Genomic DNA, 11,868 nt, shown 5'->3' with positions numbered 1-11,868 from the left:
GCATCGCGACCGGCAGCTCCGGGATCATCGGCATGTACATCGTGACGACGTCGTCCTCCTCGACGCCCTGCTCCCGAAGGGCGGCGGCGAACTCGTTCACCTCGCGGTGGAGCTCCTCGTAGGTGTACGACCGGTCGTCCTCGTCGACCGGCTCGCCGACCCACTCGATGGCGACCTCGTCGCCCCGGTCGTCGAGGTGCCGGTCGAGGCAGTTCGCCGACGCGTTCAGCTCGCCGCCCGTGAACCACTCGTAGAAGGGCGGGTTGCCGTCGTCGAGCACCTGGTCGTAGTCCGTTTCCCACTCCAGCAGGTCGGCGGCCGCCTCCCAACACTCCGGCCAGTTCTCCTCGAACTCCTCGTACATCTCCGGGTCGGAGACGTTCGCCTGCTCGACGAACGACTCCGACGGCTCGAATACCTCCTGTTCCGCGAGTCTCGCTTCCAGTTGGCCGTCCTCCTCTGTCATGGTACGGTCGTATCCAGCCCATATCGGCATATAAACGCCGGCGCTAAATACGAAAAATCGTGATAGATACGCCGGCGTCGCCGGCGCTCGTCCGGCGGAACGACCGTCGACGGCCGGCGACGCGCGCGCTCACCGCTCTGACGGAGCCGCCGGACCGTCGCCCTCGCGGAGCGACCGCTCCGCGTCGTCCTCGAAGACGCCGTCGAGGAGCGCGCGCTGAGCCTTCCGGAGGTGGTTGTGGAACGTCGGCGACGAGACGCCCATCGCGTCGGCGACCTCCTCGGCCGTGCTCCCGCGCGGCCAGTCGAAGTAGCCGCCGTGGTACGCCGCCGACAGCGCGGCCCACTGGCGGTCGGTGAACCGGTCGGCGACGCCCTCCCGCAGCGACGACTCCGTGCGGGGCGAGCGCGCCACCGACTCCTTGCTCGCGAGCCGCACGTCGGCGAACCGGTCGCGGAGGCCGTCGGCGACGGGCCGGACGTTCGTCCCCCCGGGGAAGTCCGCGACCACGCGCACACGGCCGTCGGCGGCCGACGCGTCGCGCACGGTCGCGCCGTGGTCGATCAGCGCCCTGACGAGCGAGCCGTCGGCGAGCCGGACAGACGCCGAGCAGCCGTTTTCGCGGGTCTCTATCACGCGGAAGTCGGACGCCCCCGCCGCCGACGTGACGACCGACGCGAAGTCCTGCGGGCGGGCGCCCTCGACGGAGAGATACGCGCGGGAGACGTCGTCGTCGACCTCGACGGTCGACGCCAGCTCGATCCGGCAGTCCAGCCGGTCGCTCGCGCGGGCGAGGAACGCCCCGTCGTCGCTCGTCCGGAACTCCACCTCGGTCACCGCGTCGGAGTGGAGCAGCTCCCGCCACCGGTCCGCGGTGATCGCCCGCCCGAGACACCGTCCGAGCGCCGCGAGCGCCCGCCGCTCCGCCGGTTCGACGGGGTCGCCGTCGGCCGCGACGACGCAGAGCGCGCCGTGGACCACGCCCTCGTAGGCCGCCGGCACCGCCATCGCGGGCCGGCCGTCGGTCTCCCGCCGGCCGTCGGTCGCGGCGGGTGCGCTGTCACCCATCGCGTCCAGCCACGGCCCGCCCGCCGCCACTCCGCGATCCGCGAGCGCCTCGGGATCGACGCCCGCCGCCGCGGTCACGTCCGCCCGGTCGCCGCCGACCGCCCGCCGGACGACCCACGCCTCCGCCCACCGGTCGGCCTCGACCAGCCCCGCGGCGACGGCCGCGGGAGGCTTCGCTTCCCCGGGATCGCCCAGCGCCTCGAACCCTGCCAGGACCGTCGTCCCGGCCCGCTCCGCCGACGGGTCGTCAGAAGTCTCTTCACCCGTCATCGCGGCCGCGAGCGCCTCCCCGTCGAGCGGTTCGAGGTACGGGTCCAGCGTGCCGAGCGACTCCCAGCCGCCCGCGTCGCGGACCGCCCGCGGGTCGACGCCACGGTCGACGAGCTGTCGCCTGGCGAACGTCTTCCGCAGGGCGCTCGGCGTGACCCGCCCGTCGGGGGCGGCCTCGGTGAGACTCGCCGCCCGCGCCGCGGTCTCGCTCACGATCATCTGGACGCGGCGAGGAGAGACGCCGACGTACGGCTCGTCGTCGTCGAGCCCCTCGCTCGTCGCGTACCGGTCGAGGCCGGCCGCCAGCGACGCCGGCACCACCGTCTCCCGGTCGATCGGTTCGTCGCCGGGACCCGCCGCTCCGTCGGCTCCGTCGACCGCCGGGACCGCGAGGAGGCGCGCCCCGGCGACGGACTCGGGTTCCCGCAGGTGTCGCGGAGCGACCCGAGTTATCTCCTCGGTGCGGAGCCCGGCCTCGCCGGCCAGCCGAACGACGAGCGCCGCGCGGTAGGTCTCCGCGGCGGTGACGAGCGCGTCGTAGGCGTCCGCGTCGAGGGAGTCGACCATCTGTTTCGGGACTCAACGACCAGACGAAACATAATTGTTGGGGAGATCGGGGTTTCTGTTCTCAGGTCTACCGTCTCTTCGTGAACACTCTCCTGCCTGCGACGAGCTGTGGAGAAATAGCTTCGTATCTGCTCTCACTTACGAAACTACAGTCGTCGACCACCGCGACGGCCGAGCCATTCGGCGGTCGGAAACGACGCGAGACCGCGAGCAGGAGCCCGTCCGCGCGGCCCGAGAGCGCTTACAGCTGGGCGCCGCCGTCCTTCACGGTCGACTCGATCTCGCCCACCACCTCGGGGTTCCGGAGCGCGCTCACGTCGCCGAACTCCTCGCCGCGGGCGATGTCCTCCAAGAGCCGGCGCATGATCTTCCCCGAGCGCGTCTTCGGGAGCTCCGGGGTGAACACGACCCGGTCGGGGCGGGCCACGTCGCCGACGGCGTCGGTCAGCCGGTCCGCGATGGCGTCGCGGAGCCGCTCGCCCGGTTCGACGCCGCTCTTCGTCGTCACGTACGCGACGATCCGCCCGTCGTCGTCCCCGACGACCGCGGCCTCGGTCACGCCGTCGGCGTCGACGATGGCCGCCTCCAGCTCCCCCGTGTTGAACCGCTGCGCCCGGACGTTGATCACGTCGTCGACGCGGCCGAGGATCGTGACGTAGCCGTCCCCGTCGACGGTCGCGCCGTCGCCGGTCCGGTAGCGCCAACCGTCTTCCCCCCGGAGCCAGTACTCGCGGAGGTAGCGCTCGTCGCCCTCCCGGAGCCCGCGCAACATCCCGGGCCACGGGGAGCCCAGCGTGAGGTACCCGGACTCGCCGGGGGCGACCGGATCGCCCTCCTCGTCGACGACGCGGGCGTCGATCCCCGGCAGCGGGGGGCCGACCTTCCCCGGCTTCATCGGCGTGACCCCGGGGAGCGTGGCGAGCGCGATGGCGCCGGTCTCGGTCTGCCACCACGTGTCGACGACGGGCGCGTCGCCGCCGCCGACGTGCTGGCGGTACCAGCGCCACGCCTTCGGCGTGATCGACTCGCCGACCGTGCCGAGCAGGCGGATCGACGAGAGGTCGTGCGACTCGGGGTACTCCGCGCCCCACTTCATGAACGACCGGATCGCCGTCGGCGAGGTGTAGAAGACGCTCACCGCGTTGCGCTCGATCAGGTCCCAGACGCGGTCGCGGTCGGGGTAGTCGGGCGACCCCTCGTACAGCACCGTCGTCGTCCCGGCCGCGAGCGGGCCGTAGACGCCGTAGGAGTGGCCGGTGATCCAGCCGATGTCGGCGGCGCACCAGTAGGTGTCGTCCGGGCGCACGTCGAGGACGTTCCGCGTCGTCCACGCGACGTGCGCGAGGTAGCCCCCCGTCGCGTGCTCGACGCCTTTCGGCCGCCCGGTCGTGCCCGAGGTGTACATCACGAAGAGGAGGTCCGTCGCGTCGCGGGCGACCGGCGCGACCGTCTCACCGTCGTGCGCGCCGACGAGCGCCTCGTACTCGTGCTCGTCGTCGCCGAGCGAGACGGCCAGCTCGTCGCCGAGGCGGTCGACGACGACCGCGGCCGACAGCTCGCTCTCGGCGCGGATCCGGGCGTTGTCCGCCTTCGACTTCTGGTTGAACGCGTCCTCGCGGCGGTAGTACCCGTCGCAGGTGATCAGGTACTCGGAGTCGGCCGCGTCGATCCGGGTCGCGAGCGCCTCCGCGGACAGCCCCGCGAAGACGACGTTGTGCGGCGCGCCGATCCGGGCGCACGCCAGCATCGCGATCGGCAGCTCCGGGACCATCGGCAGGTACAGCGTGACCACGTCGTCCTCCTCGACGCCGAGGTCGCGCAGTCCGGCCGCGAGCGCGTTCACCTCGCGGTGGAGGTCGAGGTAGGTGTACGACCGGCGCTCGCCCCGCTTGCCGAACCACCGGATCGCGAGCTGGTTCCGGCGGTCGTCGAGGTGGCGGTCGACGCAGTTCGCCGACGCGTTCAGCCGCCCGTCCGGGAACCACTCGTAGAAGGGGGGCTGAGAGTCGTCGAGGACGGTCTCGTACTCGCGGTCCCACGTCAGGAGGTCCGCGGCCGCCCGCCACGCTTCCGGGCCCTCGCGGTCGAACCGCTCGTACACCGCGGGGTCGCTCGCGGCGGCGCGATCCCGAAAGTCGGCCGGCGGCGGCACGGCGTCCTCGTCGCCGTCGACGGGCCGGCCGGCGTCCCCGGAGTCGTCCATGGAACCCAATGGCCGGCGCAGAACCGTATACTTTGTCCGGTCACCCGCGGACCGAGCGCCCCCCGTCGAGGGGCGTCGATTCTTCGCGCGGTCCGGCGGTCAGACCGACTCCTCCGGCGGCGACGTCGAGATGTCGGCCGCCTTCGCCCGGGCGCGGGCGACGATGGACGGCTTGGCCTCGAAGTCGACCGTCACCTGGTCGCCGGCGTACGTCTCCTCGGCGACGTACCCGTGGTCGTGGACCCACGAGACGAGGCTCATGGACTCGTCGGAGACGGGGAGGACGAGGCGCTCGCGCTCCCAGTCGGGGAGCGCTGCTTCGACCCGATCGCGGAGCTCGGCCACGCCCGCGCCCGTCTTCGCCGAGACGGCGATCGGGTCGGGCGCGACGCCGGAGAGCGCGGCGCGCTTGTCCGCGAGCGCGCCCGGTTCGAGCCGGTCGATCTTGTTGAACACGGTGACGACCGGCGCCTCGTTGCGCTCGTAGAGGGTGTCGTGGCTCGTGACGAGCTTCTCGCGCATCGCCTCGACCGACTCGCTGGCGTCGACGACGAGGAGGACGAGATCCGCGCGGTACACCGAGTCGAGCGTCGACTCGAACGACTCCACGAGCCAGTGGGGGAGGTCCGCGATGAACCCGACGGTGTCGGTCAGGAGGACGTCGCGCTTCTCCATCTCCGCGCGGCGCGTGGTGGTCCCGAGCGTCGTGAACAGCATGTCCTGCGACTCCGCGGTGGTGTCGAGGTCGCGGTGGCGCTCGGCGTTCTCGTCGACCGCCAGCTCGTCCGCGAGCCGGCGCATCAGCGTCGACTTCCCGGCGTTGGTGTAGCCCGCGAGCGCGACCAGGTCGAAGCCGGAGTCGCGGCGCTGCTCGCGGCGCGCCTCCTCCTTCTCCGCGATCGACGCCAGCTCGTCGCGGATCTCGGAGATCTGCCGTTTGATGTCGCGCTCGACGCTCTCGTCGTACTCGCCGAGCCCCATGAACCCGGGGCGCTCGTCGCGCTTCGCGAGGCTCGCCTTCGCCTCCGCCCGGGGGAGCTCGTAGCGCAGCTCCGCGAGCTCGACCTGGAGCTGCGCCTTCCGCGTGTTGGCGCGCTGGCCGAAGATCTCGAGGATGAGCGTGAACCGGTCGACCACCTCGACGCCCTCGGGGAGCTTCCCGCCGATGTTGAACGTCTGGTACGGCCCCACGTCGTTGTCGATGATCACCGCCTCGGCGTCGGCGCGCCGGACGAGGTCGCGCAGCTCCGCGACCTTCCCCTCGCCGAACATGAACGCGGCGTCCTCGGTGCGGGTCTGGGTGAGCTCGCCGACGACCTCGTAACCCGCCGCCGCCGCTAGCTGGCCGATCTCGGAGAGGTCGGCCGCGCCGGAGTCGACGCGCTTGGCGACGACCGCTCGACGCCCCTCCCCGGTCGGTTCGGAATCGACGCGGACCTCGGCGCCGTCGCTCATCGGAGGAGGTCCCGAGCGGCGTACGCGGCGTGGTGTGCTGCCTGCACTGTCTCGCGCTCGCCTATGCTCTCGACGTATTTAAACTCGGGCTGGAAGCTCAGTCCGACGCGGCTCGCCGGCTCCTCGTAGAACTCGCCGCCCTCCGCGACGATGTGGCCGTCGGGCGGCGTCGGGAGGTCGCCCACGGCGTCCGCGGCGAGCGCGACGATCGCCTCCAGCGTCGGCCCCTCGCGCGCGGCGGCGAACCCGATCCCCTCAACCGAGCGGATCCGCGCGGAGTCGATACGCGCGTGGACCGCGGCCGCGACCATCAGGTACTCGCCGTCCTCCTCGTGGCGGCCGCTGATGTCCACGCCGACGACCTCAGGGGCGGGAGCCGTCCACCACCGTTCGGTCGGGTCGCCCGTCTCCCTCGACCGCTTGCCTGTCCATACCACGCCGTATGCGGCCCGTCGAATTGAACGTTTTCGTGGGTCGCCGCGGGGAGGGGCGCGGCGACCAGAACGCCTCGGTCAGTTCCGGAGGTCGTCGACGACGGCCGCGACGCGGTCGACCGCCTCGTCGACGTCGCCCTCGTCGACGTCGAGGTGCGTGGTGAACCGCGTCGTGTAATCGTCGAACTCGACGCAGCCGACGCCGGCGTCCTTACAGCCCGCGTAGAGCGACTCGGCCGGGATGCCGGCCGCTTCGGTGTCCGCAACGACGATGTTCGTGTCCGGCGCGGGCGCGTCGACGCCGTCGAGCGCGTCGAGGCCGGCCGCGAGCCGCTCCGCGTTTGCGTGGTCCTCCGCGAGGCGGTCGACGTTCTCCAGCGCGCGGAGCGCCGGCGCGGCGATCATCCCGGCCTGGCGCATCCCGCCGCCGAACAGCTTGCGGACCCGGCGGGCGTCCTCGATAAACGCCTCGTCGCCGGCGAGGATCGAGCCGACCGGCGCGCCGAGCCCCTTCGAGAGGCAGAACGTGACGCTGTCGGCGGGGGCGACGACCTCGCTCGCGTCGACGCCGAGCGCGACCGCGGCGTTGAACACGCGCGCGCCGTCGAGGTGGACCGGCACGTCGGCGTCGCGGGCGACATCGGCCGCGGCCGCGATGCGGTCGACGGGGACCGCGACCCCGCCGCGGTAGTTGTGGGTGTTCTCGACGGCGAGGAGGCCGGTCCCGGGGCGGTGGAGGTCCTCGTCGACGAGTCCCTCGCGGACCGCCTCGGGGGTCGGGACGCAGCGCTCGCCCGCGTCTATCGTCCGGGTCTGGACGCCCGAGAGCTTCGCCGCGCCCGCGAGCTCCCAGCGGTAGATGTGCGACTCGCGCTCCAAGAGGAGCTCCTGACCCGGCTCCGTGTGCGCGTGGACCGCGATCTGGTTCGCCATCGTCCCCGAGGGGACGTACAGCGCGGCCTCGGTTCCCACCGCCTCGGCGGCCCGTCGCTCCAGCTCGTTGACCGTCGGGTCGTCGCGGTACACGTCGTCGCCGACCTCGGCGGTCGCGGCCGCGTCGCGCATCTCGTCCGAGGGCGTCGTGACCGTGTCGGACCGCAGGTCGATGAAGTCGTCGTGGGACATCCGTTGTAGGTCCTTCCGCGGCGGCGGGCATATATCCCGCGCTCGGCGAACAGCCGCCGCAGCGAGCGCTGGCGGGGGATCAGGGTTCGACGCTCGGTTCCGCGTCCGGTCCCTTCTTAACGACCGGGATCGATTCGTGACGTATGGCAACGGAAGCCGCGCCAGACGAGTCAGCGAGCGCACCGGACGCCTACGAGGCCCTGCTCGACCGCGTCCAGCGGTGGAATGCGGTCGGCAGCGCCTCCGGGGTCCTCGGGTGGGACCAGCAGGTGATGATGCCCGAGGGCGGTACTCCCGCCCGGTCGAAGCAGCTCTCGGCGCTCTCCTCGGTCCACCACGACATGGTCACCGCCGACGAGACGGGCGAGCTGCTCGACGAGCTCGACGACGCCGACCTCACGGACGAGCAGGCCGCGGTCGTCCGCGAGGTCCGCCGCGAGTACGAGCGCGCCGACGCCGTCCCGGTCGAGCTCGTCGAGGAGATCTCCGAGACCGGCTCCGAGGCGCTCCAGGCGTGGGAGGAGGCGAAGGCGGAGGACGACTTCGATGAGTTCGCCCCCTACCTCGAGAAGCACGTCGAGCTGAAGCGGGAGTACGCCGAGCACATCGACCCCGACCGCGACCCCTACGAGGTCCTCTTCGAGGAGTTCGAGCCGTGCCTGTCGATGGAGCGCGCCGAGTCGATCCTCGCCGAGCTCCGCGAGGCCCTCGTCCCGATGATCGAGGACATCCGCGAGTCGGACGTCGAACTCGCGGTCGACACCTTCGAGGGGACCTTCCCCGAGGACGAGCAGGAGGCGCTGTCGCGCGACGCGCTCGAACTCGTCGGCTACGACTTCGACCGCGGCCGCCTCGACGTCTCCTCGCACCCGTTCACCTCCGGCAACCAGTTCGACTGCCGGGTGACGACCCGGTTCGACGAGACCGACCCGCTCGGCGCTGTCGGCTCAACGGTCCACGAGTTCGGTCACGCCCAGTACAACCTCGGCCTCCCGCAGGAGCACTTCGGCACGCCGCTCGGCACGTCGCGCGACCTCTCCGTCCACGAGTCGCAGTCGCGCCTCTGGGAGAACCACGTCGGGCGCAGCGAGGCGTTCTGGCGGGAGTTCCTCCCCGTCTTCCAAGAGCACTTCCCGCAGACCGAGGAGGCGACGGTCCGCGACGCCTACGAGGCGTTCAACCAGGTGTACGAGGACAACCTCATCCGGGTCGAGGCCGACGAGCTCACCTACCACCTCCACATCGTCATCCGGTTCGAGATCGAGCGCGACCTGGTCCGCGGCGACCTCGACGTCGAGGACGTGCCCGGGGTCTGGAACGACAAGTACGAGGAGTACCTCGGCATCCGCCCCGACACCGACAGCGAGGGCTGCCTCCAGGACATCCACTGGAGCCACGGCAACTTCGGCTACTTCCCCACCTACTCGCTCGGCTCCGTGATGGCCGCGCAGCTGTTCGAGGCCGCCGAGGCCGAGATCGACGACCTCGACGCGAAGATCGCCGAGGGCGAGTTCGACGACCTCCACGACTGGCTCGGCGAGAACGTCCACCGGCACGGCTCCCGCTACGAGACGAACGAGCTCGTCAAGCGCGCGACCGGGGAGGACTTCTCGGCCGACGCCTTCCTCGACTACGTCGACGAGAAGTACGGCGAGCTGTACGGGATCTGAGGCGTCGTCGAACGCTCCGAACCGGCTTTTTCTGCCACCGCGGACGGTTCTCCGCGGGAAGCGTCCGCGCGTCAGAACGACCGATCCGTCGCGGCGGCCTCCGCGTCGAACGCGCCGACCGTCTCGACGGCGGCCGCGCCGGCCTCGTTGCCGATCGTCGCCAGTCGGCGGAGGTCAGACGCGCCGCCGTGTCGCGCGGCGAGGACCGCGCCCGCGAACGCGTCGCCGGCGCCGGCCGTGGTCGCGACGCTCGCCGACGGAGGCGCGACGCTCACGCGCTCCGTGACGGCCCCGTCGTCGATCCGGAGCGCCCGCGTCGCCTCGCCGCCGTCGGTGACGAACGCCGTCGCGGAGTGGTCCGCCGGGAGGAGTTCGAGCAGCCCCGCCGGCGTCGGTTCGACGCCGGCCACCGCGAGGTCGTCCGTCCCGGCGAACAGCAGGTCGCAGCGCGGGAGGACTTCCCCCAGCGCGCCTCGGTACTCGTCCGGGGCCGACCACTGGTTCGGACGCCCGTTGAGATCGAACGCGACGCGAGCGTCGCGCTCCGCGGCCGCCGCGGCGAGGCGACGGACCGCCGTCCGGTTCACCGCGGACGGTAGCGTCACTCCCTCGAGGAGGATCCAGTCGTAGGGGGTCGCGAACGACGCCGGATCGTCCGGCGGGGTGAACCCGTAGCAGCTCCCGGCCACCCACGCGTTCCACGCCTCTTCGCCTGCTCCTCCGGTGTACATCGTCAGCGGCGACGGGGCGTCGACCCGCGCGACGCGCCCCGTGTCGACCGGGCCGCTCGCGAGCCGTCGGGCGGCCGCCGCCCCGAGCACGTCGGTCCCGACGTTCGTGACGAGGTCGACCTCGCAGCCGAGCGCGGCCGCCCACCGGGCGGCGTTCGTCGCCGTGCCGCCGACGTGCCACTCGAAGCCGCTCCCGGGCGCGATCGGTCCGCCGTCCGTCGGGTAGAGATCGACCGTCGTGTCGCCGACGACCGCTATCTCTCGCTCGCCGTCACTCACTGTTTCTCCGTGGATGGAACGCTGTGCCGGTACCGGCATGAATCTACCCACTCGACGTCGCCTCCGAGCGTCGGCCGCGAATCGCCCGTCCGCTGGGTGAGTGGCGTTCGCGTGCGGCTGTGGGATATTTCCGGCCGGAGGGCGTCCCTGATAGACATGACACAGACGCACCCCGAAGTCGACCTCAAGTCGGACCTGACCGACGACGTCGCCCTCGTCACGGGCGCGACCCGCGGCATCGGCGCCGAGATCGCCGCGGGCCTCGCGGAGCTGGGCGCGACCGTGTACGCCGGGGCCAGAGATCCGGCCGACGTCACCGCGGCGGACCAGCGGGCCGTCGAGTTGGACGTGACCGACGACGAGCAGATCCGCGCTGCGGTCGACCGGATCGAACGGGAGCAGGGATCGCTGGACGTGCTGGTGAACAACGCCGGGATCTTCCCGCGGTCGGGGCCGCTCCACGAGATGGACGACGCCGACTTCGACCGGACGATGGCCGTGAACCTCCGCGGGCCGGTCCTGCTGACGAAGGAGGCGCTGCCGCTGCTGTTGGACGGTCCCGGCGGGCGCGTTATCTCCATGTCGTCCGGGCTCGGGCAGTTCACGAAGGGGCAGATGGAGGGCGGCTATCCGCCGTATCGGCTGTCGAAGGTGGGGCTCGGAGGACTCACGGCGTACCTCAACGGCGAGTACGGCGAGCAGGGGCTCGTCGCCAACGCCGTCTCCCCCGGGTGGGTCCGGACGGACATGGGCGGGGACGGCGCGCCCCGCCCGCCGTCGAAGGGGGCCGAGACCCCGGTGTGGCTCGCCCGGTTCGCCCAGGGGAGTCCGGGGGGACTGCTCTGGAAGGACCGGGAGCGGATCCCCTGGTAGGCGCAGCGCGGCTCTCCGGGGGATGCGCGCACCGTCCGCACCCGGCGCTCACCCCAGCCGGAACCCGGTCATCATGACGATGATCGCCAGCATCATCGCCGCCTCGAACAGCCCGACGACGAGGTTCTTCTTCTCGATCGATTCGAGCCGCGAGGCGTCGGGGTCCGGCGACAGCGTCTCGTAGTACGCGCTGAGGTGGAGCCGGTGGGGCACGGCGATCCCGAACGCGAACAGTCCCCAGCCGAGCGCGAGCGCGGCCCCCGACCACGCGCCGCCGAAGCCGTAGCCGAGGCCGAGGTCGGTCGTGAGCAGCACCGTCCCGGACAGCACCGTCGTCAGCGAGAAGCCGACGAGGAAGAAGACGGCCTTCGGCACCAGCGTCGTCGTCACCGCGGCCGACGCCTCCTCGTCCAAGCCGCCGAGCGTCGGGCCGATGACCGCCGGGAAGATCAGCGCGAAGCCGAACCAGATCGCCCCCGCCGCGACGTGGGTGTAAAAGAGGAGCTCGGTGCTCGCGAGCGCGAGGCTCGCCCCGAAGAACGCCAGCGGGACGAGGAGGCTCCCGGCCGCGAACGCCGGGTTCGCGGCTTGGGCGAGGTGTTGGACCCGATCGAGGAACCCCTGCTCGACGACGCGCCGGTCCGCCTCGTTAGCGAATGCCATGACATTAGATCGCAATCAACCACAAAATTCGTTCTGGTCGACACGAACACCGCCGGTTTCGGCC

10 protein-coding genes are annotated in these 11,868 nt (G+C 71.8%); 2 read left to right on the top strand and 8 right to left on the bottom strand.

Translation table 11 applies throughout. From position 1 onward, the window contains the following. The 6 genes from Q0116_RS11710 to Q0116_RS11685 form a co-directional block, all read right to left on the bottom strand. Positions 1-466, bottom strand: a 466-nt coding sequence (locus Q0116_RS11710) for an acetyl-coenzyme A synthetase N-terminal domain-containing protein (RefSeq protein WP_297888429.1), incomplete at its 3' end; no start/stop codon positions are given. Between the two features lie 129 nt (positions 467-595). Then, complete coding sequence (locus Q0116_RS11705; protein WP_297888426.1) at positions 596-2,371, bottom strand: bacterio-opsin activator domain-containing protein; 1,776 nt, start codon at positions 2,369-2,371, stop codon at positions 596-598. A 241-nt stretch (positions 2,372-2,612) separates the two neighbouring features. After that, complete coding sequence (acs, locus tag Q0116_RS11700; RefSeq protein ID WP_297888423.1) at positions 2,613-4,574, bottom strand: acetate--CoA ligase; 1,962 nt, start codon at positions 4,572-4,574, stop codon at positions 2,613-2,615. Positions 4,575-4,673: 99 nt separating this feature from the next. Further along, on the bottom strand, positions 4,674-6,029 hold the full coding sequence (gene hflX / locus Q0116_RS11695; protein ID WP_297888420.1) for a GTPase HflX: 1,356 nt from the start codon (positions 6,027-6,029) through the stop codon (positions 4,674-4,676). Next, positions 6,026-6,382 (bottom strand): DUF2209 family protein, encoded by a 357-nt coding sequence (locus Q0116_RS11690; RefSeq protein ID WP_297888432.1) that lies wholly within the window; start codon positions 6,380-6,382, stop codon positions 6,026-6,028. The genes hflX and Q0116_RS11690 overlap by 4 nt, the downstream gene beginning before the upstream one ends. A 159-nt stretch (positions 6,383-6,541) precedes the next feature. Beyond that, positions 6,542-7,588, bottom strand: a complete 1,047-nt coding sequence (locus Q0116_RS11685) for a low specificity L-threonine aldolase (RefSeq protein WP_297888417.1) — start codon at positions 7,586-7,588, stop codon at positions 6,542-6,544. 143 nt (positions 7,589-7,731) lie between these two features. Here Q0116_RS11685 and Q0116_RS11680 point away from each other — a divergent pair, with 143 nt between their 5' ends. Further along, positions 7,732-9,258: a carboxypeptidase M32 gene (locus Q0116_RS11680; protein ID WP_297888414.1), complete on the top strand. Its 1,527-nt coding sequence runs from the start codon at positions 7,732-7,734 to the stop codon at positions 9,256-9,258. Between the two features lie 71 nt (positions 9,259-9,329). Here the strand turns inward: Q0116_RS11680 and Q0116_RS11675 are convergent, their stop codons facing one another. Beyond that, positions 9,330-10,268 (bottom strand): carbohydrate kinase family protein, encoded by a 939-nt coding sequence (locus Q0116_RS11675; RefSeq protein WP_297888413.1) that lies wholly within the window; start codon positions 10,266-10,268, stop codon positions 9,330-9,332. 156 nt (positions 10,269-10,424) lie between these two features. Here Q0116_RS11675 and Q0116_RS11670 point away from each other — a divergent pair, with 156 nt between their 5' ends. Further along, a complete protein-coding gene (locus tag Q0116_RS11670; RefSeq protein ID WP_297888411.1) occupies positions 10,425-11,141 on the top strand; it encodes an SDR family NAD(P)-dependent oxidoreductase in 717 nt (238 codons plus the stop codon). A gap of 48 nt (positions 11,142-11,189) precedes the next feature. Here the strand turns inward: Q0116_RS11670 and Q0116_RS11665 are convergent, their stop codons facing one another. After that, positions 11,190-11,804 carry a hypothetical protein gene (locus Q0116_RS11665; RefSeq protein WP_297888408.1) on the bottom strand — a complete coding sequence of 205 codons (615 nt, stop codon included), beginning with the start codon at positions 11,802-11,804 and terminating at the stop codon, positions 11,190-11,192. Positions 11,805-11,868: the final 64 nt, after the last annotated feature.

This window comes from uncultured Halorubrum sp. (assembly GCF_937146585.1).
Lineage (GTDB): Archaea > Halobacteriota > Halobacteria > Halobacteriales > Haloferacaceae > Halorubrum > Halorubrum miltondacostae.
The sequence above is the reverse complement of the archived record's forward strand: the minus strand, read 5'-3'. Positions and strand labels throughout refer to the sequence as shown.